Origin of the sequence: Pseudomonas sp. S150, from assembly GCF_004526365.1 — a bacterium.
In the GTDB taxonomy this organism is placed as follows: domain Bacteria; phylum Pseudomonadota; class Gammaproteobacteria; order Pseudomonadales; family Pseudomonadaceae; genus Aquipseudomonas; species Aquipseudomonas putida_A.
In genome coordinates, this window is record NZ_CP038207.1 from 4,406,247 (window position 1) to 4,432,727 (window position 26,481).

A 26,481-nucleotide genomic window follows, 5' to 3' on the forward strand; every position below is an offset into this window, starting at 1 on the left:
GTGCAAAAAGCCCAGTCCTAGTGGCGCCGTATTCCGCGGCTGCCCACTTCAGCACTGTCCTTTTCCCTGAGTCTGCCGTCCCATGCGCCATGTCGTTCGCTCATCACGCTTCGTTTCGCTGTGCCTGCTGATCCTTGCCCCACTGTTCACCGAGACCTCCCACGCCAGCGAAGAGCGGCAACTGGTGGCCGCGATCAACGACTATCGCGCCCATCCGCAACGCTGCGACCGCCGCCCGGCCCAGCGCCTGGCGCCACTGTCGCTGAAATCGAATCTGGCGCTGCCGATCGGCTATGGCTACGGCGGAGGCTTGCGCGAAAGATTGAAGTCTTCGGGGTATTCGGCGGTGGCGGTACGCAGTATCCGCATCATTGGGGCCGGGGATGCCGAGGATGCCTTTGAGCAGTTACAAGACAGCCACTGCAGCGCGCTGCTTGACGCCCAGTACGCCGACATCGGCGTCAGCCGCTCCCGTGGTGAATGGCAAGTGGTGCTGGCGCAACCGGTGCTCGACAGTCGCGTCGGCGACAACCGCAGCGTCGGCAAGGCCTTGCTTGCGCAGGTCAACGCCGCCCGGGCGCGACCACGGATGTGCGGGCGCCAACGCTTCGCCGCCGCCCGCCCCCTGAGCTGGAACGCCGCACTGGGCGCCGCCGCACAAGGCCACAGCAAAGCCATGGCCTACGGCAACTACTTCGCCCATCGCGACCCGGACGGCGACCTGCCGGCGGATCGCGCCCGGGCGGCGGGTTATCGGGGACGGCAGATCGGCGAAAACATCGCCGCCGGGCAGAGCTCACCGGCCAAGGCGATGGCCGGATGGCTGGCCAGTCCCGGGCACTGTGCCAACCTGATGAACCCGATGTTCACTCAGGTCGGTGCCGGGTTCGCCAGTGAGGCGCGCAGTGATGAGGGGGTTTACTGGACGATGGTGTTTGGTGCGCCTTGATTCGCTTGAGAGCTTTTCAGTGACGCTACTGGCCCCTTCGCGAGCAAGCCCGCTCCCACACTGGATCTGTGTTGTTCACAAATCCATGTGGGAGCGAGCTTGCTCGCGAAGAGGCCGGTACAGACACCCTCAATCGCTTGCGCCGCCTCCCGGTTCAGTCCAGTTCGGTGTGATGCGAGAAGTTACAGCGAAGTAGAAACAGCCGCGCCCTTCGATAAAAAAGGGCGCTGGAGTCTGGTGGAGTGCTGCCGGGGTCAGACCGGGGAAATCGTCGCAAGCATTCCGATCAGAATGGTCAACGTCAGAAACCCACCGAGGAAAATCGCCATCTTGTTCATGCTGCTCTCCTTAATGTTGAGCTTGCGGTGCACCGGGCGCTTCGGGATGAAGGGCTGCCGCGGGTGACCGAATTGCCGGGCTATTCTGAGCGCCTGACTGAGCCGGTTACAGAGGCAGATCCAACAGAAAAATACGGATCAGATGCCAATCTGATCCGCTCCGCCCATGCTCTGGTATTCAGATCGGCACACAACGGTTCGAGATCCACCGCTTTGAACTAGAGTGATTGCCGTCGCGCGAAGAACAACAACAATTCCAGGAGTGGTCAATGTCCGAACTGAACCTGCACCCCAACGCCGCTGAATCCCTGAAACGCTGGCACGAGATGATCCGCACCGGCAACCTCAAGGCCTTGCCCGAACTGCTCGATGCCAATGCCGTGTTCCGCTCGCCCATGGCCCACTCGCCTTACCCCGGCGCGCCAGTGGTGACGATGATCCTCAACACCGTGTTCGACGTGTTTGAAGATTTCAAATACCACCGCGAACTGGTGACTGCCGATGGTTTGAATGTGGTTTTGGAGTTCAGTGCCAAGGTTGGGGCGAAAGAGCTGAAGGGGATCGACATGATTCGCTTCGATGAGAGCGGGAAAATTGTAGAGTTCGAGGTGATGGTGCGGCCGTTGAGCGGGTTGCAGGCCCTCGGCGAAGAGATGGGGCGGCGGCTTGGTGCGTATCTGGCAAGCGCGAAACCAAAGTAGGATCAGGCGCCACAAAAAAGCCCACTGACCATTACCGGTTCAGTGGGCTTTTGTGCATCAGGCGTCTAGTTACAGCGCCATGTCACGTGCAGCATTTTCCTTCGGTGCTTCAGCTTTTTCAGCTGCAGGTGCAGCCGGGGCAGCAGCCTGACCGATCACCGGTGGAGTTGGCAGTTCGAGGATCTTGGCGGTGTACGCCCACTCTTGTGCCACTTTGGCCGGATCGTTGTTCAGCTGGGTACCGTAGCTTGGAACGATCTGGTGCAGCTTGGCTTGCCATTCAGGGGTGGCGACTTTGTCTTTGAAGACTTTCTGCAGCACGCTCAGCATGATCGGTGCAGCGGTCGACGCGCCTGGCGATGCGCCCAGCAGGCCGGCGATGGAGCCGTCTTGTGCAGCAACGATTTCGGTGCCCAGTTTCAGCACGCCGCCAGCGGCTTCATCACGCTTGATGATTTGCACGCGTTGGCCGGCTTGCCACAGGCGCCAGTCTTCGGCTTTGGCGTTCGGGAAGTATTCCTTCAGCGCGTTCAGACGGTCTTCATCCGACAGCATCAGTTGACCGGCCAGGTACTCGACCAGCGGGTATTCCTTGATGCCGACCTTGGTCATCGGCCAGATGTTGTGGGTGGTGGTGCTGGTCAGCAGGTCCAGGTACGAGCCTTCTTTGAGGAACTTGGTGCTGAAGGTCGCGAATGGGCCAAACAGGATGACGCGCTTGCCGTCCAGAACACGGGTGTCCAGGTGCGGAACCGACATCGGCGGTGCGCCAACCGAAGCTTTACCGTAGGCCTTGGCCAGGTGCTGCTCGGCGATGGCCGGGTTATCGGTCACCAGGAACGAGCCGCCGACCGGGAAGCCAGCGTATTCCTTGGCTTCAGGAATGCCCGACTTCTGCAGCAGGTGCAGAGCGCCGCCACCAGCGCCGATGAACACGAACTTGGCGTCGGTTTCGGTCTTGGTGCCGTCTTTCAGGTTTTTGTAGCTGACGCGCCAGGTGCCGTCGGCGTTCTTGGTGATGTCTTCGACTTCACTCGACAGCTTCAGGTCGAAGTTAGGCTTGGTCTGCAGGTAACCGGCGAACTGGCGGGTGATTTCGCCGAAGTTCATGTCGGTACCCAGCGGGCTCCAGGTGGCCGCGATTTTCTGGTTCGGGTCACGCCCTTCCATCATCAGCGGGACCCACTTCTTGATCACAGCCGGGTCTTCGGAGTACTGCATGCCGGCGAACAGCGGGCTCGCTTGCAGGGCTTCGTAGCGCTTTTTCAGGAACTTGATGTTGTCATCGCCCCACACGAAGCTCATGTGCGGCGTGGTGTTGATGAACGAGCGAGGGTTCTTCAGAACGCCTTGCTGAACCTGCCAGGCCCAGAACTGACGGGACACCTGGAACGCTTCGTTGATCTCGACCGCTTTCGGGATCGTCACGTTGCCTTTGTCGTCTTCCGGGGTGTAGTTCAGCTCAGCCAGGGCGGAGTGACCGGTACCGGCGTTGTTCCAGCCGTTGGAGCTTTCCAGGGCGACGCCATCGAGGCGCTCGACCATTTCCATCGACCAGCTTGGCTCCAGCTCATTGATCCACACACCCAGGGTGGTGCTCATGATGCCGCCGCCGATCAGCAGAACGTCGACTTTCTTTGCTTCTGCAGCATTGGCGGACGACATCCCCATCGCCAAAGCCAGCCCGAGCAAGGCTGTGTTCACTTTCTTAAACATCCGTTGCACCTATGATAAAACGCCTTCCGCCCGCCGCTGTTATCTGTATGCGATCCGCTTTGATGACGCTCAGGCTCGCGTCGCAGATTCCGGCACACTTCAATTTTGACGGGTGGGCACACAAGGCCGACGTACCGCATCGACCTCAGTTAATGTCCCTTCTGAACTGACTTCTTATCATTATTGGCTTCAGCTACTTGAGCGACAGGGATTCCGTCAGCCCGCCCCAAAGGCAGGCAAACCGAATAAGGTCAAACCAAGTTGGCGCGAAGAATATCACGTCAGGGCAAACCCGCGCGTCTGTTCCCGACTTGAGAGTCTTTTTCCGCTCTGGGCGTTATCGGCCGGTTTGGGCTGAACATGATTCAGAAACCTGTGGTGGCTGGGCTGGCTCCATCGCGAGCAGGCTCACTCCTACAGGGAATGGGCTGCTCTCGCGATGGCGGCGCTACAACCGAAACCGATCCACCGACAACGCCAACGCCCCCGCCAGACTCGACAGTTCATCGGTGGTATTGGCCGTCTGCCCGATCACTTTACTGTTGCCCTCGGACATCCCGGCGATCATTTCCACCTGATGGGCGATTTCGTTGCTGGCCTGGCTTTGCTCGCCGATGGTGCGGGTGATGTCGTTGACCAGTTGCGTGGTGCTGAGGGTGGCGTCGAGGATTTCGCGAATCGCCCGTTCGACTTCGGCCGTGACCGCCATGCCCTTGTCGACCTGGGCCACGCCGGCCTCCATGCTGCTGACCGCCTCGCGGGTGCTGTGCTGGATGCGTGCGACCATCGCAGCGATTTCCTGGGTTGAGGCACTGGTGCGTGCCGCCAGGCTGCGCACTTCGTCGGCAACCACGGCAAAGCCCCTGCCCTGCTCGCCGGCCCGCGCTGCCTCGATGGCGGCGTTGAGTGCCAGCAGGTTGGTCTGGTCGGCGATGCTCTTGATCACCTGAATGATGTTGAAGATGCCTTCGGATTCCTGATCCAGCGTACGGATCACCTGCGCCGACTGTTGCGCCGAGCGGGCGATGTCGTCCATGTCGCTGACCACCTGATGGATCACCTGTCCGCCGCTCTTGGCCAGCGACTCGGCCTGATTGGCCATGCCCAGCGCGCGTTCGGCATGACGAGTGATTTCCTCGATGCTGGCGGTCATCTGGCTGGCGGCAGCGGCCATGGTGCCGGCCGCGGCGCTTTGCTGTTGACTGCTGTCAGCGACCTGATGGCAACCGTGGCTCAACTGCTCACTCATGCCGCTGACCCCATGGGCATTGCGCCGCACGACGTCGATCATGTTGCGCAGGTCACGCTGCATGGTCGCCAGACTGCGGATCAGCGTACTGGCCTCGTCCTTGCCGGTCGGCTCGCTGATCGGTTCGCTGAGGTTGCCGTGGGCAATGCTTTGCGCGATCTGGTTAGCGGATTTCAGCGGCCCCATGATGCTGCGGGTCACCCAACGCCCTTGCGCCAATAACAGCAGCAGACTGGCGAGCAATACTGCGCCGAGGGCGATGTTGGCGTTGCGAATGGCGCTTTCGGTGGCCTGGCTGGTGTCACGGGTGTTGCTTTCGATCAGTTCGCTGAGGGCCGCCATCTGCTCTTCAAGCTGACTGAAGGCGCTGTTGAACGTGCCCAGCTCCCGTTGCGCGCTGTCCGGGTTATCCAGTGCCAGGCCGACGATCCGCTCGGCCGCCGCAATGTAGGTATCCAGGCTGGGCTTGACGTGTTCCAGAGCGGCCCTGATCGTGGGATTGACCGGCAATTTGAGGTTTTCATCCAGCACTTCGCGAAAATGCGTGGCGTGCTCGTTGATCGAGTCCTGCACCTCTGCGGCCGTGCCGGTACTTTTGCCCAGGCCCACCAGCATTGCCGAATACACGTCGGCTCGCAGTGCATCGTGCATCATGTCGGCTTCCATGTGATTGCGCAGCGCGGTCATGCTCACCGCGTTGTCGTTCACCGCTGCGGACATGCGCGTATTCCCCACATAGCTGACCAGACTCACGATCAGCGCCGTCAACAGACTGGTGGCAATCAGCAGCAGCAAACGCAATTTGATCGACACGGTGGGTTCCTCCCCTGAGGCGCGCCGGAATGCGCCTTTCAGGATTTCAGTTAAGCTTATTTGTGCAGATGTGCCGCTTCAGAGCGTTTCAGCAAGTATCCGCGTGTTCGAACGGAACTCCGGCAAAGGTCGCACCTCTGAGATTATGTAGTCCTTCCTTTTTGCTTCGCGCTTGTGGAGGAACATCGTCATGCGCAAGTTAGTGCTCATTTCTTCTCTCCTGCTCTGCCTCCCTGTCGGCTCGGCTCTGGCCCGCGTCGACGCCGGCGATGTCGCCACCTCGGCGGGCGTTTCCGCGTCGCTGTACTCGACCTTCAAGGATCACAAAATGGTGATCCCGGCGCGCGACGACCTGTCAGCGTTCGTCGCCAGCGGCGGGGCCATCCGTGGGGTTTATCTTGAGTCGGTACTGCAACAGGTGCGGCACGACAACCCCGGCCTCAATGCCAGCGATGAAGACCTCGCCAACGCGATTCTGGTGCATTACGAAGGCCTGAATCAGTAGTTGCCAGGGACGCAGCGGCCGATGGACGGCAGCTGAGGGCGCATAGGCAAAACCGTCTGACGGCCTCTATGATGGAGGCCATGACGACTCTTGCGCCTCCTGCGCCTTTGCGCTCACCCTGCCCGCCCGGCGCCTGCGATTGCGGGCGCGACGCGTTGCTGGAAACGCCGGGCACGGATCTGCGCATTCTGCGCCTGACCCGCGAGCAGGAAAAAATCCTCCTCGCACGGCTGGAACAACTCAAGGACCTCGCGGATTTGCGGCATCTGCAACAGCGCATGCACGAGCAGTTGGGCCTGCGCGTGGAAATCTCCCCGGGCTTTCATGAAGTGCGCAGCATGCTCGGCATCGAGATTCAGATCGAGGCGCTGCCGGGACTGTGCCGCAAGACCCGCAAGTCAATCCCGGCCGCGATTCGTCGGGGCTTGAACAACCATCCCGAAATCGCCTTCGAACTGCTCAACGCCCACGACTTGCTGCGCGACACCTGATCATTTTTTCAAGCCAACCCGCTTGCGCATCTCGGCGGTGATGCTCTGGCGGGTTTTCTTCAGGTCGGCCCACGGCTCATCGCCGACTTCGTTCAGACGCTCATGGACATTGCTGATGTTCCACTGATTGCCACCCTTGATCTCCCCCACTTCTTCGCGAAACAGCGGTACCGACACCGGCAGTCCCTCACGGGTGCGCGCCGCGTAGGCACAAATGGTGGTGGCGCCCAGGCCGTTACGCAGGTAGTCGATGAAGATCCGACCGACACGATTTTTCGGCCCGGACACCGCGGAAAAGCGTTCCGGCAACAGCTTGGCCATGTGACTGACGATCGCATGGCTGAAATCCTTGACCTCGTCCCAGCCATGCTTGCGGGTCAACGGCACCACCAGGTGAATGCCTTTGCCGCCGCTGGTCTTGAGAAAGGCCTTGAGCCCCAGTTCATCCAGCACGGTGAGGGTCAGCGCAGTGGCTTCGACCATGCTTTTCCACGGCAGCGCGGGATCCGGGTCGAGATCGAGGACGAAACGGTCAGGCTTGTCCAGATCGACGGTGGTGGCGTTCCAGGTGTGCAGCTCGACCGTGCTCATCTGCACTGCGCCGATCAAGGCTTCGGCATTGTTGATCAGCATCACCGGTTGCCCGGTGACGTCCTTGTCCAGTGTGGTGATGCCGGGAATCGCCAGACGCTCGGCGTTTTTCTGAAAGAACAGTTCGCCGGCAATGCCGTCCGGCGCCCGCACCAGCGCAACCGGGCGATCCTTGAGCTGCGGCAGGATCCACTCGGCAACGCTGGCGTAATACTCGGCCAGTTGCATCTTGGTGGTGCCGCTGACCGCATCGATCACCCGATCGGGGTGAGTGATGCGCACTTTGCCGCTGGCGAGTCCGAGCTGTGATGGCGCCGCTTCGGCTTTCTTCGGCTCCGTAGCTTTCTTTGATTCTGCAGCTTTCTTCGACGAGGCAGCTTTTTTCGACGGGGTGGCTTTCGCTGAAGTCTTCACGAGTTTCGCGCGCTCCTCGGTAATCGCCTTGGCCGGTTTGTCATTGCGCAGACCATGGAACACGGCGTGACGTACCGAACCGTCCTTGGTCATTTCGGCGAACGCCACTTCTGCCAACAGTTTCGGTTTGAGCCAGTGCACGCCTTTGGCCTCGAAGCCGCTCGGTGGATTGACCACCGCAGCCTTCTTCACTTGCAACGGCTTGAGCTGGGCGAGGATGCTTTTCAGTGTGGTTTCGTTGAAACCGGTGCCGACCTTGCCGGCATAGCGCAACTCGCCACTGTCGCGATCGTGCAGGCCCAACAACAGCGCGCCGAAGGCACTGCGCGCGCCTTTCGGATCGGTGTAGCCGACGACCACGAATTCCTGCCGATGCTTGCACTTGAGCTTGATCCAGTCACTGCTGCGCCGCGACACGTAGGGCGAGCCGAGGCGTTTGCCGATCAGCCCCTCCATCTGCATCTGACAGGCGCTGTTGAGCAGTGCGTCCGCCGTTTCATCGAAAGCTTCGGAGAAGCGCAGCAACGGCTGCTCATGCCCGCCGAGTACCGTGGACAACGCCGCGCGGCGCTCCTCGACCGGCACTTCGCGCAGGTCAACGCCGTTGAGGTAGGGCATGTCGAACAGGTAGTACATGATGCTGGCGCTGCGCCCGGCTTCGAAGGCGTTTTGCAGCGCCTGAAAGTCCGGCACACCGTGTTCATTGGTGACCACCACTTCGCCGTCCAGCCACGCCGATTCCAGCCCCAACTCGGCCAGGGCTTGCGCCTGTTGCGGCAGTTTGTGCGTCCAGTCGTGGCCGTTACGGGTGAACAGTTGCACCTGATCGTGATCGATGCGCGCCATGATCCGGTAGCCGTCGAACTTGATCTCGTAGCTCCACTGCCCTTCGGGTGCGCTGTCGACCAGGGTCGCCAGTTCCGGTTTGAGCTGCGCCGGCAGTTTGGCCTTGCGCGCTCCGGTGAGCGTCCCGGATGCCGCTTTGCGCGGTTTCGCCGGGGCCTTTTTCACGGGCCTGGCTTGCTCGGCGGCGAGCTTGGGTTTGCTGATCAGGGTGCGCTCGCTGAGCACGCTGTCCGGCTCGGCGCTGAGCACATCGTAGTCGTCCTGCGGGCGCGCCGCACTGTCCTGATGTTTGATCAGAAACCAGTTTTCCTTCTTGCCCGGCATGTGCGTGCGCACCAGATTCCAGATCCCGGAGAGCTTTTCGCCCTGCAGCTCGAACTTGAGTTTGCCCTTGGCGTAAGCCTTGGCCGGATCCTCCTGCGGAATCCACACGCCGCGATCCCAGACGATTACATCACCGGCGCCGTAATGCCCTTCGGGAATGCTGCCCTCGAAGGTCGCGTAATCCAGCGGATGATCTTCGACGTGCACCGCCAGGCGCTTGACCTTGGGGTCGAGCGACGGCCCCTTGGGCACCGCCCAGCTCTTCAGTGCACCATCGAGTTCGAGGCGAAAGTCGTAATGCAGGTGCGAAGCGTCGTGCTTCTGGATGCAAAACTGCAGCGCATGTTCAGTGGCCTTGCTGCGGCCACGGCGCTTGACGGCAGCGGGCTCCGACGTCGCCGAGAAATCGCGCATGCGGTTGTAGTCGTCGAGGTTCCTGGTCATGGCGCACCTGCCTTGTGTCAGCCAATGCGGGTCACGGTCAGCGCGACCACGGCGATCCGGTCCACGCGCTGGTAACCGGGGTTCAACAACTCTTCACCGAATACGTCGGGATCCAGCTCGCGATAGGTCCAGCCGAATCGCGTCGAATCCAGGCGCGGCACCACCGTATCGAAAAAAGGATCGCGGCCATCGACCATGGCCACGCCGGTGTAGAGCAGCAACGAACCACCGGGGGCCAGCCGATTGAGCGCTTGCTCGACGATACGCAGCGACAGGCCGGCGCCGAGCGAGCCACCGCCATGCCGATAAGCACGCCCGGCCGGATCGGCCATGTACGGCGGGTTGGCGACGATCAGGTCGAAGTTGCCTTCGGTGCCCTGCAGCACATCACTGGCCTGCACCTCGACATTCGCGACCTCGGCCAATGCCGCGTTGATCGCGGTCAGACGCAGCGCGGCAGGATTGATGTCCACCGCCAGCACCTGCGCTTCACGCCGTGCGCGGGCAATCAGGATGGCGCCGACGCCGGCGCCGCAGCCAATGTCCACCGCACGCTGAATCGGCGCGAAGCTCTGTTGCAGATGCGCGTGAATCAGTTGCGCGAAACGATAGGTGTCCGGGCCGAAAAACACCGAATCGGCGGCATCGGTTGGGAAGCCCGAATGCACGAACAACAAGTCATCAAGACTCGACCAGCGCACCCGGCTTTTCAAGCGGCCGTCGTAGACGTCAATCACTTGCGCCTCCTGCAATTGCCGCTGTTCGTCAGCGGACAACAGCCCCGGTTCGAACGGACGCGACCAGCCGAAGACGTCGCGCAGGGTATCGGCGATCTGCCCTTCGTCGCGCTGATTGACCCGCTGATGGGTCAAGGGCGTTGGCGTGATGAAACGGTAGCCGTCGGCCTGCAAGCGCCGGCCGAGTTGCAGCAGCGTCAGGTCGTTGGCGGACAGTTGTTCTTCCTGATTCATGGAGATTTCCTTAGCGCAGACTGGATTTGAGTTCGATGAAGCGACGTGTCGCCAGCAGCCCCGCCGGGTGGGCATGCCGGGCCGGTGACAACCATGGGATCAGCGTCGCCATTTGTGCGTGTCCGTCCTGACCTTGCAGGGCAGACATCAGCCGCTGCACATCGGGATCGTGTTCGGGCACGGCGGCGTCCGGGGTGGCAACCTGACGGCTGCGCCGTGGTGCTTTGCGTTGGTCGGATGGCGTCCAGTCGCCGGCAATCCAGTCGTGCAGCAGTTGCTTTTCATAGGGACTGAACACGCCGAACATCGCCGCACCGTCGCCGTCGATCAACTGCCAGAAACGGCTGGCTTGCGGATCTTCATTGCGTTTGATCCAGCCTTTGTCCTGCATTGCCTGCAGGAAACCCGGTAGCTGTTCGGGATTGGCCAGCCACTGATTGACGGTTTTGCCTTCGAAACGGCAGTAGTCGGAGTGCATGTGCTGACCGAACGGGCGTTTGCGCTCAAGCATCGCCAGCACTTCCTGCTCCAGGTCAAAACCCTCGATGATCGCGCGACTGCCCTGCCCCAAGTCATTTAGTCGATAGCCCAGCGATACCCGGCGCAGAAATTCGCCGCGATCGGCTTCCAGCGGCAGCAAGTCAAGTACCGACTGCACGGCCTTTTGCGCATGCCCGGTGCTGGCGTTGTCGATGGTCACATGCAGGGTGAAGTAGTAAGGATCAATGCCCAACTCGCTGAGTTCATAGGCGCTGATCAGCAAGTGCAGCGGCAGTTGTTCGTAGCCGAGGTTGTAGCCGATCACCTCCGGCAGAAAGCTTTCGCCACAGGCGCCGAGTGCCAGTTGCAGGGCACCTTGCAGGTAGCGTTCATCGGCGATGGCGCTGGCGTCCTGCAAACCATGCTCAGCGAGCAGTTTGCGGTAGATCACCACGTGGTTTTGCGCTGGATTGCCGTCGCCCAGTTCTTCCAGATAGGTACACAGCAACCCGTCGAAACGCGGGTCGCGCCACTGCGCCAACAAACCGTACAGCCACGCGCCATCGACCAGTTTGGTCGGCGCCACGGCTTGCAGAAAGTACAACGCGTGAGCCTTGTTGCGGAAGAACTGGCGCGGTCCGCCGGCCTGGCGCTGTTGCAGGTAATCGGCGTACTGCCGGGCAACTTCTGTGCAGTGCTCGGCGACCCAGCCTTGCCACTCCGACGGATCCTGAGGAGGTTCTTCGGGCAACAGCGTGGCGCGCTGCAACTGCTCGGCGAGAAAATCCTGCGCGAGGGTTTCAGGCGCATCCTCAAGCAGCAGTGCCTCATAAATACGCCGCAGATCGCCGTCGGCAGTGATGGGCTGTTGCTGCGCGCTCGGCGCCTGCAGAGGGGTCAGGGCAGTCATGTCAGTGTTCTCGTTCGGTTGGCCGGTCAGGGCGTTGTTTCACGCCTCTACATCAGCAGAGCAACCGCTACGGAGAAAAATTCAATCAACATGAAAATCGCCCTGACGGACGGAGCATCGCGGTCCCGGCAAGGGCTGCTCGATACCGCGATTTTTGACGGTGCTTCAGGCCTGACCTTTGGCCTGAGCCTCCAGGTGCACCTGCAATTGCGGGGCGATCTGCAGCGCGGCAGCCAGTTCATCCAGGTAGTTGCGTTCGGCGTCTTGCTGATCGTCCACCAGGATCACGCTGACCAGGTACATTTCGGCGGCCGTCGCCGGGTCGCCGTTGGCCGCCTCGGCTACTTCGTTCGCATCCAGCGGTTTGGCAACTTCAGCGTTAAACCATTGCTGCAATTCTGGATCGTCGGTGTGTTTGCCAATCTCTTCATCGATCATCTGCCGTTCCCGGTCATCGATCTCACCATCAGCCTTGGCTGCCGCGATCAGCGCCCGCAGCACAGCATGCCCGTGCTCCTCGACTTCGGGCCCGGCCAGCAGATTTGCGGTTGGCGGAATCTGTTGTGGCGCCGCCGAGGCCTGACTGCGTTGCCAGGCCTGATACGCCTGGAACGCCATCATTCCCAATGAGGCCAGCGCCGCATAATTGGTGCCGCCGGAACGACTTTGTGTTCCGCCGCCACCGAGTGCCCCACCCAGCGCGCCGCCCAATCCACCGCCGCCACCGCCGCCAAGTAAACCACCCAGCAAACCACCCAAACCGCCCAGCCCACCGGACTGCGCGCCACTGGCGCCTGTACTCGCGCCGCCACCCAACAGACCGCCAAGCAAACCGCCCAACCCACCCAGCCCACCGCCGGCCGAACCAGCACCTTGTTGTCCCGCCGAGGCCTGGCCCCGGAGCAGTTGTTCGAGCAAATCGCTGGTGTTCATGATCTCGTCCTCAGCCATTGGCAATAAATGCGTCAGGCAACAATAGACCGCCGACGCCGGCGCGCCAGCACCGTCTGGCTGACGCTGGCAGATTTCGCCGAGGTATTTTTTGTGCGGGCAGCTAAGATTCAAAGGTGGTGAACCTTATCCCGGCCAAACCGGTCGATAGCTGCAACCCCGACCCGGTTTGCCGGCGCCCTTTGCCCAAGGGTGATACCCGGCATGCTTCATTTTTCTGGAGAACGCCCCTGTGATATCGACCGTACACATCGCCAGGCTCAAAGCATGGGGCGCCCATGGTTTTACCGCGACCGGCGTGGTCACAGCCTTTCTGGCGACCCTCGCCCTGCTGGAAAACCAGCCGACTCACTGCCTGATGTGGCTGGGCGTGGCATTGATCGTCGACGGTCTCGACGGGGCGTTGGCGCGTAAGGTCAATGTGCAGTCGGTGCTGCCGAGTTTCGACGGCTCGATCCTCGATCTGGTGATCGACTACCTGACCTACGTGTTCATTCCGGCGCTGTTCATCTATCGCTATATTCCCCTGCCCGACTACACCCTGCTGCTGAGCGTATCGCTGATTCTGGTGTCGTCGCTGTTCTGTTTCTGCAACGTCAACATGAAGAGCAAGGACAACTATTTCGTCGGTTTCCCCGCCGCGTGGAACGTGGTCGCGCTGTGCCTGTACATCATCAATCCGGGGCCGTGGATCACCTTTCTGACCATCATCGGTCTGGCGCTGCTGACCGTGACCCGCATGAAGTTCCTGCACCCGTTTCGGGTACGCCGGTTCATGCCGATCAACATCGCGGTGACGGCAATCTGGCTGCTGTGCAGCCTGTCGCTGGTGCTTAATCACCCGATGATCAATCCGCTGGTGATGGGTTTGTGGTTGCTGGCGTCGGCGTACTTTCTGGGGATCTGCATCTGGCGTACGGCGCTGGAGTGGGTTGATGGGGCGCACCTGAAATAGGCCTGATCGCCACACCTAAAACCTGTAGGAGCGGGCTTGCTCGCGAATGCGTCTGTCCAGTCAATAATTCTGTCTACTGATCCACCGCATTCGCGAGCAAGCCCGCTCCCACAGGGGTTTTGCATGGTTCTGAACATTCAGCGCTTGGTAATGACCACCTCCAGATACTCGCTCGGCACCACCAGCGACTTCTCTCCCACCCGGTTCGAGCGGTTCAGCAGGTCCGCCAGATCACTCTCCAGCGCTTGCCCGCTTTCCGGCGGCAATGCCGCGAAGGCCTTGTGCACTGGCCCGTACCAGTGACGGAAAATGTCGATGAAATGCGCCGCCGAGCGATAGCGGAAATTGAAGGTGCGGCGGGTGACCTGCAGCAGAAATTCGCGCTCATTGAAGTGGCTGTGCAACCACGCTTCAGTGCCCCAGTTCGACGGCGGTTGGGCCACGGCGGGGGGTGGCACGTGGCGACCGAGAACCTTGAACATCTGGCCGACGAAACCTTCCGGCGTCCAGTTCGCCAGACCGATGCGCCCGCCCCTTCGGCAGACCCGCGCCAGTTCCGCTGCGGCAGTCGCCTGATCCGGGGCAAACATCACGCCGAAGGTCGACAGCACCGCGTCGTAACTCTCGTCGGCGAACGGCAACGATTCGGCATCGGCGACCTGAAAAATCACATCAAGATGCTCGGCCCGCGCCCGATCCTGTCCACGCTCCAGCAGCGCCGCCACATAGTCGGTCGAGGTCACCTGACAACCACGTCGCGCCGCCGCCAGTGTGGCGTTGCCATTGCCGGCGGCGACATCCAGCACTTCCTCATCGCAGTGCAGGTCGCAGGCCTCGGCGAGGTTTTCGCCGACGATCTGCAAGGTGGTACCGATCACAGCGTAATCACCGCTGGCCCAGGCGACTTTCTGGCGCTCTTTCAGACCCGTCAGATCAATGGGAGTACTCATCAATCGTCTCCGCAGCAGGTAGAAGGACTTCATTCGGCCGTGGTCGGGTCGATGACCGTCATCACCCGCGCCACGCTGTTGGCCGGGAATCCACCCAGCCTGGCGTGCTCGCGCACCTGCTCTTCGTCAGGGGCGATGTAGACGCAATAGATTTTGTCGGCGGTGACGTAACTCTGCAGCCACTGCACCTGTGGCCCGAGTTCACGCAACACCTGACAGGAGGTTTGCGACACGGCTTGGAGTTCTTGCGGCGACAGCTTTCCGGCCCCTGGAATCTCGCGTTCAATCACGAATTTCGGCATGGCAACCTCGCGTTCTTTTTATCAGTGACAGGGACGGCAGTGGCCCTGCTCATCCACTATCGCGCCGAGGGTCGATGGCGTCCCTGCCAATCGTCCGAAGAGCCCGGAAAACCCCGGCCTGGCCGATGAATGGCGGCTTTTTGTAAAGGCCTCGAGACACTTCGAGATTGCCATTGCATGGGGCAATCGGCTTTTATGCCTTCCCGTCTTCCGTGAATGGATTCCATCATGTCCCTGCGTCTTGAATGGCTCGTCGATCACCCGCAGCACAGCGACACTTACGCCGCGTGGATCCACCGCCAGTTCGCCTACGAATATGCCGAGCAACCCTTGACCGATTGGCAACGCGAGTTCGCTGCCGGCCAGAACAATGGCGACTGGTCATGCCTGATTGCGCTGGACGGCGAGCGTCTACTCGGCGGTGCGGCGCTGGCCCGGGCGGATCTGGCCCTGCGTCCGGATCTCGGCCCGTGGTTGGCGTGCGTGTTTGTCAGCCCGCAAGCTCGTGGCCAGGGGCTGGCAGAGCGGTTGATCGATGGCATCAGCCAGACGGCGAAACAGCGCGGCTTCGCGCGTTTCTATCTGCACACGCAGAGCAAGCAGGACTACTACGCCAAACGCGGCTGGACAGTGCTGGAGCGCTTTCGCGCGTGGGACAACGAGCAATGGCTCATGGTGCGCGACCTTTGAGCCATTGATGTGCGCGGGCGGTGACTGTCGATGCATCTGAGCACTCAGTTCTGGTTGTTACAGCCATCGGCAAATTTGCGGTAATCCAGCACCTGGGTTTTTCCGGCCGAATCCAGGTACGTCATGCGCGCATCGATAATGCCGCAGTTCACCGCGTTGTCCTCGGTCATCGACAGCACTTTCTGGATGTCCAGGTGCGTGCCGTAGGTGTAGGTGTGCGGGCTGACATCGGCTTCGGCCCGGGCCGACAGGGTGCAGATGTTCAGGGCGGCGAACAGGCAGGCGGCGACAACGGTTTTGTGCGTCATGGTGGTTTCCTCAAGGCTTGTATGGGTTGAGCCGAGGCAAACTGTGTGGGCCTCGATGGAGCCTATTTGAGGCGCGCGAGGTATCGCGTCTGTGTCAGGAAACGGCCGCTATCAATCACTGTGTATCCCCACCGCCCGGAGATACACAGCGATACAAAACCCTGAAAAAATCGCGTTTTTGCATGTGTATGTATCCGCCATTACGCCAGATACACTGCAATACAAACCCGGGCAGGCAAGCCGTCGCAGGCTCGATAGACTGCACGGCATTGCCCTTTGATAGAGGTTCTGCACCGATGGAACATGTCGATCACATCCTCATCGTCGACGACGACCGCGAGATCCGCGAGCTGGTCGGCAATTACCTGAAGAAGAACGGACTGCGCACCACCGTGGTCGCCGATGGTCGGCAGATGCGCAGTTTTCTCGAAGCCAACACCGTCGACCTGATTGTGCTCGACATCATGATGCCCGGCGATGATGGCCTACAGCTGTGCCGCGAACTACGCGTGGGCAAACACAAGGCCACGCCGGTGCTGATGCTCACGGCGCGCAACGATGAAACCGACCGCATCATCGGCCTGGAAATGGGCGCCGACGATTACCTGACCAAGCCGTTCGCCGCCCGCGAACTGCTGGCGCGGATCAACGCGGTGCTGCGGCGCACACGCATGCTGCCGCCGAATCTGGTGGTCACCGAAAGCGGTCGCCTGCTGGCCTTCGGCCGTTGGCAACTGGACACCTCGGCCCGGCATCTGCTGGACAATGACGGCACACTGGTCGCCCTCAGTGGTGCCGAATACCGCTTGCTGCGGGTGTTCCTCGATCATCCACAACGGGTGCTCAGCCGTGATCAGTTACTCAACCTGACCCAGGGCCGCGAAGCCGATCTGTTTGATCGCTCGATTGATCTGCTGGTCAGCCGTTTGCGCCAGCGCCTGCTTGATGATGCGCGTGAGCCGGCCTACATCAAAACCGTGCGCAGCGAGGGTTATGTTTTTTCGCTACCGGTGGAAATCCTCGGGGCCTCGGCATGAGCCTCAAGCTGCATTGGCCACGCACCCTGGCTTCGCGGTTGTCGCTGATCTTTCTGGTCGGGCTGATCCTGGCCCAGGCCCTGTCGTTTGGCGCGCAGTATTACGAGCGTTTCCAAAGCGCCAGAAGCACCATGCTCAGCAATATGCAAAACGACGTTTCGACGTCGGTTGCAATCCTCGACCGCTTGCCGGCGCAGGAACGCCCTGCCTGGCTGCCACGACTGGCTCGCACCAACTACGATTATCGGTTGAACGACGGCGATCCCGGCGCCCCGCTCGACGCCGAGGAGGTACCGGTAGCCGCGACCTCGATCAGCAGTGCGATCGGCGGCGCCCATCCGCTGTCCTTCAGCCGTTTTTCCGCGGAGAAAAAACACTTCCAGGCCCATTTGCGCCTTAGCGACGGCAGCCCGCTGACCATCGATGTGCGCCCGGCCATGCCGCCGCTGTCGCCGTGGCTGCCGGGGGTATTGCTCGGGCAACTGGCGCTGCTGATCGCCTGCACCTGGCTGGCGGTGCGCATTGCCATACGCCCCCTCGCCCGGCTCGCCAACGCCGTGGAATCCCTCGACCCCAACGCGCACCCGGTGATGCTCGACGAACACGGCCCGACCGAAGTGGCCTACGCCGCACGGGCCTTCAACGCGATGCAGGCGCGGATCGCTGCGTATCTGAAGGAGCGCATGCAACTGCTGGCAGCGATTTCCCATGACCTGCAAACCCCGATCACCCGCATGAAATTGCGCGCAGAGTTCATGGACGACTCGGTCGAGAAAGACAAACTGTGGAACGACCTCGGCGAGATGGAGCATCTGGTGCGCGAAGGCGTGGCGTACGCTCGCAGCATCCACGGCTCGACCGAGGAAAGCCGGCGCACCGATCTCGACTCGTTCCTCGACAGCCTGGTGTTCGACTATCAGGACATGGGCAAGGACGTGCAGCTGAGCGGCAAGAGCGCGGCGGTGATCGATACCCGTCCCCAGGCCCTGCGCCGGGTGCTGGTGAACCTGACCGACAACGCACTGAAATTTGCCGGTGCCGCGCAGTTGCAGGTCGATATCGACGACGGTCTTTGCATCAAAATCCTCGATCGCGGGCCAGGCATTGCCGAAGCCGAGTTGCAACAGGTCATGCAGCCGTTCTACCGGGTGGAAAACTCGCGCAACCGCAGCACCGGCGGCACCGGCCTGGGCCTGGCCATCGCCCAGCAACTGGCCATGGCCCTCGGCGGATCACTGACCCTGAGCAACCGCGAGGGCGGAGGCCTGTGCGCGGAGTTGAAATTGCCCCTGCGCTGATCCCCACACCAATCACCTGTGGGAGCGGGCTTGCTCGCGAAAGCGGCGTATCAGCCCCTGATGCATTGACTGACACACCGCGTTCGCGAGCAAGTCGAATCTTCGTACCGCCGCTCCCACATTGGAATTTGCATGGAGCACAAACACTGCATCTTGCCCCAGCCCGGCTAGACTGATTCATTACCCAGTCGAGGGGGATTGCAGGACGACGTCAGCTGTGCCCTGCCCACTTCTGTGACCACCGCCCAACGGCCCATGCCTCGACAACGTTCTGCCACCGGACGGTGATCCTGTATCAGGAGCACTCGTGATGGACGAAACACGACTCAACGCCTTCATGGGCAAACTGGTCAACGACATGGGCGGCGCCGCGATGCTGGCGAACGTCATCGTTGGCGAAGAACTCGGGCTGTACCGGGCGATGGCCGACAGTCAGCCGGTCACCCCGCAAGCCCTCGCCGAAAAAACCACCTGCAACCCGCGTCTGGTACGCGAATGGCTCAGCGCGCATGTCGCGTCCGGCTATATGGAGCATCACGATGGCCAGTTTCGGTTGCCGGAAGAGCAGGCGCTGGCACTGGCCGTGGAAGACTCGCCGGTGTACGTCGCCGGCGGACTCGGTGTGGTGGCCTCGTTTTTCCACGACAAGGACAAACTGGTCAAAGCCATGCGCGGCAATGGCGCCCTGCCCTGGGGCGATCACCATCCGTGCATGTTCAGCGGCACCGAACGCTTCTTTCGCCCCGGCTACAAAGGTCACTTGATCGCTGAATGGCTGCCGGCGCTGGACGGCGTGGTCGCCAAACTCGAAAAAGGCGCCAAAGTCGCCGACATCGGCTGCGGCCACGGCGCGTCGACGGTGATCATGGCCCAGGCCTATCCCAACTCACACTTCGTCGGTTTCGACTACCACGCGCCGTCAATCACCGTCGCCACCCAGCGCGCCGAAGAAGGAGGGGTCAGCAGCCGGGCGAAGTTCTTCCAGAACAACGCCAAAAACTACCCCGGCGACGACTATGACCTGATCTGCTACTTCGACTGTCTGCACGACATGGGCGACCCGGTCGGCGCCGCACGGCATGCGTTCGAATCATTGAAGAAGGACGGCACGGTGCTGCTGGTCGAGCCGTTTGCCAACGACGCGCTGGACGACAACATCAACCCGGTCGGACGCCTGTTTTACGCGGCCTCGACCTTTATCTGCACGCCGAATTCGCTGTCCCAGGAAGTTGGCCTGGGGCTGGGTGCGCAGGCCGGTGAAATGCGCTTGCGCAAGGTGTTTACCGAGGCCGGGTTCAAGCATTTTCGCCGGGCGACGCAGACGCCGTTCAATCTGATACTGGAGGCGCGCAAATAAATCAGCGCTATCACCTGTGGCTAGGGAGCTTGCTCCCGTCAGATTGCAAAGCAAGCCCAAAACAGGCCTGCTGCGCAGTCCAGCGGGAGCGAGCTCCCTCGCCACACGGTTAATGCTAACCTGCGGGCATCGTCCTCCCCGGAGTGCTGACCATGCTCGACAGCCCGACCCGCGAACACCTCGACACCCTGCACCAGGCCATGGCCGATGGCGGCTTTGTGGTGCTGACCGGCGCGGGCATCAGCACGCCGTCGGGCATCCCGGATTACCGCGACAGTGAGGGTGTACGCCGGGGCCGGCAGCCGATGATGTATCAGGAATTTCTCGCCGCTCCGGAATCCCGTCGCCGCTACTGGGCGCGGGCCATGCTTGGCTGGCCGCGGGTGCGTCAGGCGCGGCCCAATGCCGCGCATCAGGCGCTGGCCGATTTGCAGCGCCGGGGTCTGATCAGCGCCTTGATCACGCAGAACGTCGACACCCTGCACGATCAGGCTGGAAGTCAGGACGTGATCGAACTGCATGGCAGCCTGCACCGGGTGTTGTGCCTGGATTGCGGCCAGCGCAGCGCGCGTGACGACATTCAGCAGCGGATGGTCGAGCAGAATCCGTATCTGGCCGGGGTCGACGCGGTGCAGGCGCCGGACGGCGATACCCTGCTCGATCCGGCCTTCGAAGCACGTTTTCAGACGCCACAATGCCCGTATTGCGCCGGTGAACGGATGAAGCCGGACGTGGTGTTTTTCGGTGAGAACGTGGCGCAGCCGACGGCGGCGCGGGCCATGGCGGCGGCAGAAAATGCCGCGGGATTGTTGGTGGTGGGCTCGTCGCTGATGGCCTATTCGGCGTTTCGTCTGTGCCGGGTGATCGCCGATCGGGGCAAGCCGTTGCTGGCGATCAATCTGGGCAAGACTCGCGCCGATGATCTGCTGGATCTGAAGATCGAGGCGTCATGCGAACAGCTGCTGCCGTTGCTGGTGCAACGCTTGACTTCCTGACTCGCGAAATCCCCTGTAGGAGCGAGCCTGCTCGCGATAGCGTCCTTTCAGCCAAGACTTTCCTCGACTGATACCCCGCCTTCGCGAGCAAGCCCGCTCCCACAGGATCAATGTTCGGCTTTGAGAATATCGAACAGTGCCTGCGCCGCTGCCGACAGCTCATTGCCCGGCTCCGTGAGCACACCAATCGCCCGCTCCACTGAATCATTCAAGGTCAGGCAATGCGCGCCCAGCTCCAGCATCTGCTCGGCGCACAACGCTGGCACCGCACTCACCCCCAGGCCACTGGCGACCATGCGCCCGACGGTTGCCAGTTGATGACTCTCGAATTCCACCGGCAGTTTCATGCCCCGGGCCTGCAAGTGCTCTTCGAGCATCACCCGCACCGTCGACGGCCGTTGCAGGGTGATGAACGGTTCCTGCAGCAAGGTCTGCCAGTCGATTTCGCCAAGCCCGGCCAGCGCTGAATCCTGCGGCACCACTGCGACGAAGCGATCGATGTACAGCGGGGTGAACGTCAGCGAGGTGTTCTGCATCGGTTCGAACGCGACACCCAGTTCCACATGGCGGTCGCGAACCATTTCCAGCACTTGCTCGTTGATCACGTCGTTGACCGTGACGTTGACGTTCGGATAGCGCGCGCGAAAGGTCTTGAGGATCGGCGGCAGCAGGTTGCCGGCAAACGATGGCATCGCCGCCAGCGTCACCCGCCCGCGTTGCAGGCTGAAGCGCTGGCGCATTTCGTCTTCGGCGTTATCCCAGTCGGCGATCAGGCGCCGGGCCAACGGCAGCAGCGATTCGCCCTCGGCGGTCAGCGCCACATTGCGCGTGTTGCGACTGAACAACCGCCCGCCCAGCCCCTCTTCCAGCGCCTTGATGGTCAGGCTCAGTGCCGATTGCGACAGGTGCAGGCGCTCGCAGGCCACAGCGAAGCTCAGGCTCTGGGCCACGGCGAGGAAGGCGCGGATCTGTTTGATGGTCATGAGCGCTATGCTTCCGTATCTGCAATCAGTCAATTGTTGAGCTTTATCAATCAATCAACCTTAAAAATCAACTTAACAAATATATTCTCCAGCGCGACACTCCAGTCATTCGGCTAGCCAGCCGCCCGACAAACAATAAAAGAGGTGCATATGGCAGGTTTCGACAAGCGCGTGAGTTCCTACGAGGAAGCCATGGCGGGTCTTGAAGACGGCATGACCGTGATCGCCGGCGGCTTCGGCCTGTGCGGCATTCCGGAAAACCTGATCGCCGAGATCAAGCGCAAGGGCACCCGCGACCTCACCGTGGTTTCCAATAACTGTGGCGTCGACGGTTTCGGCCTCGGTGTGCTGCTGACCGACCGCCAGATCAGCAAGGTGATTGCCTCCTACGTCGGCGAAAACAAACTGTTCGAAGAGCAACTGCTCAAGGGCGACATCGAAGTCATCCTGACCCCGCAAGGCACCCTCGCCGAGAAAATGCGCGCAGGCGGCGCCGGCATCCCGGCCTTCTTCACCGCCACCGGCGTCGGCACCCCGGTCGCCGAAGGCAAGGAAGTGCGCGAATTCAACGGGCGCAAGTACCTGATGGAAGAGTCCATCACCGGCGACTTCGCCATCGTCAAAGGCTGGAAAGCCGACCATTTCGGTAACGTCGTCTACCGTCACACCGCGCAGAACTTCAACCCGCTGGCGGCCACCGCCGGCAAGATCACCGTGGTCGAAGTCGAAGAAATCGTCGAGCCCGGCGAGCTGGATCCGTCGCAGATCCATACCCCCGGCATCTACGTCGACCGGGTCATTTGCGGCACGTTCGAAAAGCGCATCGAACAGCGCACCATCCGCAAATAATTCAGGCTGACGGAGAATAAAAACATGGCACTTACCCGCGAACAAATGGCTCAGCGCGTCGCCCGCGAAATGCAGGACGGCTACTACGTGAACCTCGGCATCGGCATTCCGACCCTGGTCGCCAACTACATTCCCGACGGCATGGAAGTCATGCTGCAATCGGAAAACGGCCTGCTCGGCATGGGCCCGTTTCCAACGGAAGACACCATCGATGCCGACATGATCAACGCCGGCAAACAGACCGTGACCGCGCGCATCGGCGCATCGATCTTCAACTCCGCCGAATCCTTCGCGATGATTCGCGGCGGGCATGTCGACCTGACCGTGCTCGGCGCGTTCGAAGTCGACGTCGAAGGCAACATCGCTTCGTGGATGATTCCCGGCAAACTGGTCAAGGGCATGGGCGGCGCGATGGATCTGGTGGCCGGTGCCGACAACATCATCGTGATCATGACCCACGCCTCCAAGGACGGTGAGTCCAAACTGTTGGCCAGGTGCAGCCTGCCGCTGACCGGCGCCGGCTGCATCAAGCGCGTGCTGACCGACCTCGCCTATCTGGAAATCGAAAATGGCGCTTTTGTCCTCAAGGAACGCGCACCTGGCGTCAGCGTCGAGGAAATCGTCGCCAAAACCGCTGGTAAACTGATCGTCCCGGATCACGTACCGGAAATGCAGTTCGCTGCCCAGTGAGGAATTCGAAAATGCAAGACGTCGTAATTGTTGCCGCCACCCGCACCGCGATCGGCAGTTTCCAGGGTTCGCTGGCCAGCGTGTCCGCGGTGGATCTGGGCGCTGCGGTGATTCGCCAGTTACTGGAACAGACCGGTCTGGACGGTGCGCAGGTCGATGAAGTGATCATGGGCCAAGTGCTGACGGCCGGCGCCGGCCAGAACCCGGCGCGTCAGGCCGCGATCAAGGCCGGCCTGCCCCACGCCGTGCCGGCCATGACCCTGAACAAGGTTTGCGGCTCGGGACTGAAAGCCCTGCACCTGGGCGCACAAGCGATCCGTTGCGGCGACGCCGAGGTGATCATCGCCGGCGGTCAGGAGAACATGAGCCTGTCCAACTACGTGATGCCGGGGCGCACGCACCGGTCTGCGCATGGGTCATGCGCAAATCGTCGACACCATGATCAGCGATGGCCTGTGGGATGCGTTCAACGATTACCACATGGGCATCACTGCCGAGAATCTGGTCGATAAATATGAGATCAGCCGCGAACAGCAGGACGCCTTCGCCGCCGCTTCGCAGCGCAAAGCCGCTGCGGCCATTGAGGCCGGACGCTTTGTCGATGAGATCACCCCGATTCTGATCCCGCAGCGCAAAGGTGATCCGGTGGCGTTCAAGGTCGACGAACAACCACGTGGCGACACCACCGCCGAATCCCTGGCGAAACTGCGTCCGGCGTTCAAGAAGGACGGCAGCGTCACCGCCGGTAATGCTTCGTCGCTGAACGATGGCGCCGCTGCAGTGATCCTGATGAGCGCCGAAAAGGCCAAGGCCCTGGGCCTGCCGGTGCTGGCAAAAATCGCCGCGTACGCCAACGCCGGTGTTGACCCAGCGATCATGGGCATCGGCCCGGTCTCGGCCACCCGTCGCTGCCTGGACAAGGCGGGCTGGAACATCGGCCAACTGGACCTGATCGAAGCCAACGAAGCCTTCGCTGCACAATCGCTGGCAGTGGCCAAGGATTTGCAATGGGATCTGGACAAGGTCAACGTCAACGGCGGCGCCATCGCCCTCGGTCACCCGATCGGTGCATCGGGCTGCCGCGTGCTGGTGACGCTGCTGCACGAAATGATCAAGCGTGATGCGAAGAAAGGTCTGGCGACCCTGTGCATCGGCGGCGGTCAGGGTGTGGCGCTGGCGCTGGAACGCGGTTAATCCAAAGGAGCAATACAGGCGGCGGACGGATCCACGACATCCGCTCGCTGTCTGGTTTCACCGCTTTTGTGGCGAGGGGATTTATCCCCGATGGGATGCGCAGCAGCCCCAGAATTTTTCGCCTCGACACACATCTTTGCCAGCGCTTCGCACTGGATCGGGGATAAATCCCCTCGCCACAGGGTGCTTTGAAAGTCACACCACCATCTGCAAAATCAACCAGGCATTCGCGCCACTGATCACCACAAACAATCCCCACGCCAGCACCCGGGTCGGCAGCCGGTTCACAAACGGCCCCATCAGTTGCTTGTCGCTGGTCATGCGAATCAGCGGGTACAGCGCAAACGGCAGCTGCAGGCTCAACACCACCTGACTCAGCACCAGCAATTTGCCCACCGCGTTATCGCCCATCAGCCACACGCCGATGAACGCCGGGATCAGCGCCAGCCCACGGGTGATCAAACGCCGCTGCCAGCAGGGAATCCGCAGGTTTAGATAACCCTCCATGATCACCTGTCCGGCGATGGTCCCGGTGAACGTCGAGCTCTGCCCCGACGCCAGCAACGCCACGCCGAACAGCACACTGGCCAGCGCGCCGCCGACCAGCGGGTCGAGCAGGTGGTAGGCGTCCTGAATGTCGACCACGTCGGTATGCCCGGACTGGTGAAACGCAGCCGCCGCCAGAATCAGGATCGCCGCGTTGACCAGCAGCGCCAGCGCCAGCGAGCCGATAGTGTCGATGCGCGCCAGGTTGACCGCGTCCTGCTTGCTGGCCAGGTCCTTGCCGATCATCCGCGTCTGCACGATCGAGGTGTGCAGATAGAGGTTGTGCGGCATCACCGTGGCGCCGAGGATGCCGATTGCCAGGTACAACGGCGCGGCATCGCTGATCGCCGAGAGCGACGGTTTGAAACCGGCGAACACATCTGGCCAGTACGGTTTGATCAGCACCAGTTCGACGAAGAAACACACGCCGATGGTCGCCACCAGCACCAGCATGATCGCCTCCAGCCGACGGAAGCCACGGTTCTGCAAGGCCAGCACCAGCAGCGTGTCGAAGGCGGTCAGGGCAATGCCGAAGGTCAGCGAACAGCCAAGCAACAAGTGAAACGCCAGGGCGCAGCCGAGCACTTCGGCCAGATCAGTGGCGATGATCGAGATTTCCGCCAGCACCCATTGCAGGCGAGCGGTCGGGGTGCTGTAGCGCTCGCGGGACAATTGCGCCAGATCGCGACCGGTGGCGATGCCCAGACGCGAGCACAGGCACTGCACGACCATTCCCGCCAGACTTGCGAGCAACACCACGAACAGCAGGCTGTAACCAAAACGCGAACCGGCCTCGATCGCGGTCGCCCAGTTGCCCGGGTCCATGTAGCCGATCGACACCAGCAAGCCAGGCCCGGCAAAACGCAGCACGCGTTTGAAGAACGAGGCGCTCGGATCCACCGCGACACTGCCGGCCACTTCCGGCGGGCAGAACGGCGCGGTGGCGATTTTGGGTAAGCTGAATTTCACGCACACATCCAGAAACAAGTTCGAAAGACGCAGCTTAGAGGTTTCAGTCAGCGCCTTGAAGAACAAAAATTCTATCGGCTCATGCCCAACAGTTGCTCACGCAGTTCGGGATTGCGCGTACGCGGATCCAGCCAGATATCGAAAAATGCCCGGGCAAATTGCGGATCATCGATTTCATGCTGCAACTGCTGACCGACAAAAAACCGTGCGCCCTGCCCTGGTAGATACACGCCTGTAATCCGTGTGCCAGCCTGCACATCGACGAACGATTGCTCCATTTGCCCTTGCCACCTGGCCAGTTGCGCGGGACTGACGCCCGAGCCTGCCAGGCGTTTGATTTCATCGACACTGGCCTGCACCAGATCATCGCGGGAGATCTTGCGCCGATAGATCAGCTCCAGAGCGAAGGGCTGTTCGGTGGACAACGGGCGAGCCGCGCTCCACAACCGGGCGTTGTAGACGTCAAAGCCGAACACACTGAAATCGCCGGTGCCGATGATTTGCGCGCCGGGCACGGCGTCCTGCCAATTGGCCCAGGTCGGCGTGAGTAACAACGCCCACAAGCCGATGCCACAGCACCCACGCAGCAACTTTGATGGTTTGCTCATCGCGGCATCGACTCCGGTAAACCCTGATTTTCAGAGCATAGCGGATATCACTCGCAG

General features: G+C 61.5%; 24 protein-coding genes and 2 pseudogenes. 13 read left to right on the plus strand and 13 right to left on the minus strand.

Annotated features, from left to right (window positions below; all coding sequences use genetic code 11):
• Positions 1-82: 82 nt before the first annotated feature.
• Positions 83-949: a CAP domain-containing protein gene (locus E3Z29_RS20155; RefSeq protein ID WP_134786739.1), complete on the plus strand. Its 867-nt coding sequence runs from the start codon at positions 83-85 to the stop codon at positions 947-949.
• Between the two features lie 607 nt (positions 950-1,556).
• Positions 1,557-1,988 (plus strand): nuclear transport factor 2 family protein, encoded by a 432-nt coding sequence (locus E3Z29_RS20165; protein WP_098964502.1) that lies wholly within the window; start codon positions 1,557-1,559, stop codon positions 1,986-1,988.
• 69 nt (positions 1,989-2,057) lie between these two features.
• Here the strand turns inward: E3Z29_RS20165 and mqo are convergent, their stop codons facing one another.
• The 3 genes and pseudogenes from mqo to E3Z29_RS29965 all read right to left on the minus strand — a co-directional run.
• A complete protein-coding gene (gene mqo / locus E3Z29_RS20170; RefSeq protein WP_007962427.1) occupies positions 2,058-3,704 on the minus strand; it encodes a malate dehydrogenase (quinone) in 1,647 nt (548 codons plus the stop codon).
• A gap of 448 nt (positions 3,705-4,152) precedes the next feature.
• On the minus strand, positions 4,153-5,016 hold the full coding sequence (locus E3Z29_RS29960; protein ID WP_372241225.1) for a methyl-accepting chemotaxis protein: 864 nt from the start codon (positions 5,014-5,016) through the stop codon (positions 4,153-4,155).
• 42 nt (positions 5,017-5,058) lie between these two features.
• A pseudogene (locus tag E3Z29_RS29965) lies at positions 5,059-5,766 on the minus strand (MCP four helix bundle domain-containing protein); the annotation flags it as partial.
• A gap of 190 nt (positions 5,767-5,956) precedes the next feature.
• Here E3Z29_RS29965 and E3Z29_RS20180 point away from each other — a divergent pair.
• Complete coding sequence (locus E3Z29_RS20180; RefSeq protein ID WP_007962425.1) at positions 5,957-6,271, plus strand: DUF2388 domain-containing protein; 315 nt, start codon at positions 5,957-5,959, stop codon at positions 6,269-6,271.
• A 68-nt stretch (positions 6,272-6,339) separates the two neighbouring features.
• Positions 6,340-6,762 carry a hypothetical protein gene (locus E3Z29_RS20185; protein ID WP_134786741.1) on the plus strand — a complete coding sequence of 141 codons (423 nt, stop codon included), beginning with the start codon at positions 6,340-6,342 and terminating at the stop codon, positions 6,760-6,762.
• Here E3Z29_RS20185 and ligD read toward each other — a convergent pair whose 3' ends face one another.
• The 4 genes from ligD to E3Z29_RS20205 form a co-directional block, all read right to left on the minus strand.
• On the minus strand, positions 6,763-9,381 hold the full coding sequence (gene ligD / locus E3Z29_RS20190) for a DNA ligase D (RefSeq protein ID WP_134786742.1): 2,619 nt from the start codon (positions 9,379-9,381) through the stop codon (positions 6,763-6,765).
• 17 nt (positions 9,382-9,398) lie between these two features.
• On the minus strand, positions 9,399-10,352 hold the full coding sequence (locus E3Z29_RS20195; protein ID WP_098964510.1) for a class I SAM-dependent methyltransferase: 954 nt from the start codon (positions 10,350-10,352) through the stop codon (positions 9,399-9,401).
• Between the two features lie 10 nt (positions 10,353-10,362).
• A complete protein-coding gene (locus E3Z29_RS20200; RefSeq protein WP_134786743.1) occupies positions 10,363-11,742 on the minus strand; it encodes an iron-containing redox enzyme family protein in 1,380 nt (459 codons plus the stop codon).
• A gap of 165 nt (positions 11,743-11,907) precedes the next feature.
• Positions 11,908-12,675 (minus strand): tellurite resistance TerB family protein, encoded by a 768-nt coding sequence (locus E3Z29_RS20205; RefSeq protein WP_134786744.1) that lies wholly within the window; start codon positions 12,673-12,675, stop codon positions 11,908-11,910.
• 250 nt (positions 12,676-12,925) lie between these two features.
• Here E3Z29_RS20205 and pcsA point away from each other — a divergent pair, with 250 nt between their 5' ends.
• Positions 12,926-13,648 (plus strand): phosphatidylcholine synthase, encoded by a 723-nt coding sequence (gene pcsA, locus E3Z29_RS20210; protein WP_098964514.1) that lies wholly within the window; start codon positions 12,926-12,928, stop codon positions 13,646-13,648.
• Between the two features lie 137 nt (positions 13,649-13,785).
• Here pcsA and E3Z29_RS20215 read toward each other — a convergent pair whose 3' ends face one another.
• Complete coding sequence (locus E3Z29_RS20215; RefSeq protein WP_098964516.1) at positions 13,786-14,598, minus strand: class I SAM-dependent methyltransferase; 813 nt, start codon at positions 14,596-14,598, stop codon at positions 13,786-13,788.
• A gap of 29 nt (positions 14,599-14,627) precedes the next feature.
• Positions 14,628-14,900, minus strand: coding sequence for a DUF4242 domain-containing protein (locus tag E3Z29_RS20220; protein WP_007962415.1), 273 nt, complete (start codon positions 14,898-14,900; stop codon positions 14,628-14,630).
• A gap of 228 nt (positions 14,901-15,128) precedes the next feature.
• Between E3Z29_RS20220 and E3Z29_RS20225 the strand changes: the two genes are divergently transcribed.
• A complete protein-coding gene (locus tag E3Z29_RS20225) occupies positions 15,129-15,590 on the plus strand; it encodes a GNAT family N-acetyltransferase (RefSeq protein WP_134786745.1) in 462 nt (153 codons plus the stop codon).
• 44 nt (positions 15,591-15,634) lie between these two features.
• Here E3Z29_RS20225 and E3Z29_RS20230 read toward each other — a convergent pair whose 3' ends face one another.
• Positions 15,635-15,898 (minus strand): DUF2790 domain-containing protein, encoded by a 264-nt coding sequence (locus E3Z29_RS20230; protein ID WP_027611659.1) that lies wholly within the window; start codon positions 15,896-15,898, stop codon positions 15,635-15,637.
• A gap of 296 nt (positions 15,899-16,194) precedes the next feature.
• Here E3Z29_RS20230 and E3Z29_RS20235 point away from each other — a divergent pair, with 296 nt between their 5' ends.
• The 4 genes from E3Z29_RS20235 to E3Z29_RS20250 all read left to right on the plus strand — a co-directional run bounded on the left by E3Z29_RS20235 (position 16,195) and on the right by E3Z29_RS20250 (position 20,585).
• Positions 16,195-16,935 (plus strand): response regulator, encoded by a 741-nt coding sequence (locus E3Z29_RS20235; RefSeq protein ID WP_027611658.1) that lies wholly within the window; start codon positions 16,195-16,197, stop codon positions 16,933-16,935.
• Positions 16,932-18,233, plus strand: a complete 1,302-nt coding sequence (locus E3Z29_RS20240) for an ATP-binding protein (RefSeq protein ID WP_134786746.1) — start codon at positions 16,932-16,934, stop codon at positions 18,231-18,233. Before E3Z29_RS20235 ends, E3Z29_RS20240 begins: the two co-directional genes overlap by 4 nt.
• A 310-nt stretch (positions 18,234-18,543) precedes the next feature.
• Positions 18,544-19,590 (plus strand): class I SAM-dependent methyltransferase, encoded by a 1,047-nt coding sequence (locus tag E3Z29_RS20245; RefSeq protein WP_134786747.1) that lies wholly within the window; start codon positions 18,544-18,546, stop codon positions 19,588-19,590.
• A gap of 152 nt (positions 19,591-19,742) precedes the next feature.
• Positions 19,743-20,585 (plus strand): NAD-dependent protein deacetylase, encoded by an 843-nt coding sequence (locus tag E3Z29_RS20250; RefSeq protein ID WP_027611655.1) that lies wholly within the window; start codon positions 19,743-19,745, stop codon positions 20,583-20,585.
• A gap of 107 nt (positions 20,586-20,692) precedes the next feature.
• Here E3Z29_RS20250 and E3Z29_RS20255 read toward each other — a convergent pair whose 3' ends face one another.
• A complete protein-coding gene (locus E3Z29_RS20255) occupies positions 20,693-21,568 on the minus strand; it encodes a LysR family transcriptional regulator (protein ID WP_134786748.1) in 876 nt (291 codons plus the stop codon).
• Between the two features lie 150 nt (positions 21,569-21,718).
• Here E3Z29_RS20255 and E3Z29_RS20260 point away from each other — a divergent pair, with 150 nt between their 5' ends.
• The 3 genes and pseudogenes from E3Z29_RS20260 to E3Z29_RS20270 all read left to right on the plus strand — a co-directional run bounded on the left by E3Z29_RS20260 (position 21,719) and on the right by E3Z29_RS20270 (position 24,301).
• Complete coding sequence (locus tag E3Z29_RS20260) at positions 21,719-22,417, plus strand: CoA transferase subunit A (protein WP_134786749.1); 699 nt, start codon at positions 21,719-21,721, stop codon at positions 22,415-22,417.
• Between the two features lie 24 nt (positions 22,418-22,441).
• Complete coding sequence (locus tag E3Z29_RS20265) at positions 22,442-23,107, plus strand: CoA transferase subunit B (protein WP_027611653.1); 666 nt, start codon at positions 22,442-22,444, stop codon at positions 23,105-23,107.
• Between the two features lie 11 nt (positions 23,108-23,118).
• A pseudogene (locus E3Z29_RS20270) lies at positions 23,119-24,301 on the plus strand (acetyl-CoA C-acetyltransferase).
• Between the two features lie 195 nt (positions 24,302-24,496).
• On the opposite strand, the gene E3Z29_RS20275 reads toward E3Z29_RS20270, so the two are convergent.
• On the minus strand, positions 24,497-25,816 hold the full coding sequence (locus E3Z29_RS20275; RefSeq protein ID WP_123588535.1) for an Nramp family divalent metal transporter: 1,320 nt from the start codon (positions 25,814-25,816) through the stop codon (positions 24,497-24,499).
• 71 nt (positions 25,817-25,887) lie between these two features.
• Positions 25,888-26,424: a chalcone isomerase family protein gene (locus E3Z29_RS20280; RefSeq protein WP_027611650.1), complete on the minus strand. Its 537-nt coding sequence runs from the start codon at positions 26,422-26,424 to the stop codon at positions 25,888-25,890.
• Between the last annotated feature and the right edge of the window lie 57 nt (positions 26,425-26,481).

Excerpts from the sequence above, each read along its gene's own strand:
- E3Z29_RS20155 (WP_134786739.1), top strand. The coding sequence starts at position 83 with ATGCGCCATGTCGTTCGCTCATCACGCTTCGTTTCGCTGTGCCTGCTG.
- E3Z29_RS20165 (WP_098964502.1), top strand. The coding sequence starts at position 1,557 with ATGTCCGAACTGAACCTGCACCCCAACGCCGCTGAATCCCTGAAACGC.
- mqo (WP_007962427.1), bottom strand. The coding sequence starts at position 3,704 with ATGTTTAAGAAAGTGAACACAGCCTTGCTCGGGCTGGCTTTGGCGATG.
- E3Z29_RS29960 (WP_372241225.1), bottom strand. The coding sequence starts at position 5,016 with ATGCAGCGTGACCTGCGCAACATGATCGACGTCGTGCGGCGCAATGCC.
- E3Z29_RS20180 (WP_007962425.1), top strand. The coding sequence starts at position 5,957 with ATGCGCAAGTTAGTGCTCATTTCTTCTCTCCTGCTCTGCCTCCCTGTC.
- E3Z29_RS20185 (WP_134786741.1), top strand. The coding sequence starts at position 6,340 with ATGATGGAGGCCATGACGACTCTTGCGCCTCCTGCGCCTTTGCGCTCA.
- ligD (WP_134786742.1), bottom strand. The coding sequence starts at position 9,381 with ATGACCAGGAACCTCGACGACTACAACCGCATGCGCGATTTCTCGGCG.
- E3Z29_RS20195 (WP_098964510.1), bottom strand. The coding sequence starts at position 10,352 with ATGAATCAGGAAGAACAACTGTCCGCCAACGACCTGACGCTGCTGCAA.
- E3Z29_RS20200 (WP_134786743.1), bottom strand. The coding sequence starts at position 11,742 with ATGACTGCCCTGACCCCTCTGCAGGCGCCGAGCGCGCAGCAACAGCCC.
- E3Z29_RS20205 (WP_134786744.1), bottom strand. The coding sequence starts at position 12,675 with ATGAACACCAGCGATTTGCTCGAACAACTGCTCCGGGGCCAGGCCTCG.
- E3Z29_RS20215 (WP_098964516.1), bottom strand. The coding sequence starts at position 14,598 with ATGAGTACTCCCATTGATCTGACGGGTCTGAAAGAGCGCCAGAAAGTC.
- E3Z29_RS20220 (WP_007962415.1), bottom strand. The coding sequence starts at position 14,900 with ATGCCGAAATTCGTGATTGAACGCGAGATTCCAGGGGCCGGAAAGCTG.
- E3Z29_RS20225 (WP_134786745.1), top strand. The coding sequence starts at position 15,129 with ATGTCCCTGCGTCTTGAATGGCTCGTCGATCACCCGCAGCACAGCGAC.
- E3Z29_RS20230 (WP_027611659.1), bottom strand. The coding sequence starts at position 15,898 with ATGACGCACAAAACCGTTGTCGCCGCCTGCCTGTTCGCCGCCCTGAAC.
- E3Z29_RS20235 (WP_027611658.1), top strand. The coding sequence starts at position 16,195 with ATGGAACATGTCGATCACATCCTCATCGTCGACGACGACCGCGAGATC.
- E3Z29_RS20240 (WP_134786746.1), top strand. The coding sequence starts at position 16,932 with ATGAGCCTCAAGCTGCATTGGCCACGCACCCTGGCTTCGCGGTTGTCG.
- E3Z29_RS20245 (WP_134786747.1), top strand. The coding sequence starts at position 18,544 with ATGGACGAAACACGACTCAACGCCTTCATGGGCAAACTGGTCAACGAC.
- E3Z29_RS20250 (WP_027611655.1), top strand. The coding sequence starts at position 19,743 with ATGCTCGACAGCCCGACCCGCGAACACCTCGACACCCTGCACCAGGCC.
- E3Z29_RS20255 (WP_134786748.1), bottom strand. The coding sequence starts at position 21,568 with ATGACCATCAAACAGATCCGCGCCTTCCTCGCCGTGGCCCAGAGCCTG.
- E3Z29_RS20260 (WP_134786749.1), top strand. The coding sequence starts at position 21,719 with ATGGCAGGTTTCGACAAGCGCGTGAGTTCCTACGAGGAAGCCATGGCG.
- E3Z29_RS20265 (WP_027611653.1), top strand. The coding sequence starts at position 22,442 with ATGGCACTTACCCGCGAACAAATGGCTCAGCGCGTCGCCCGCGAAATG.
- E3Z29_RS20280 (WP_027611650.1), bottom strand. The coding sequence starts at position 26,424 with ATGAGCAAACCATCAAAGTTGCTGCGTGGGTGCTGTGGCATCGGCTTG.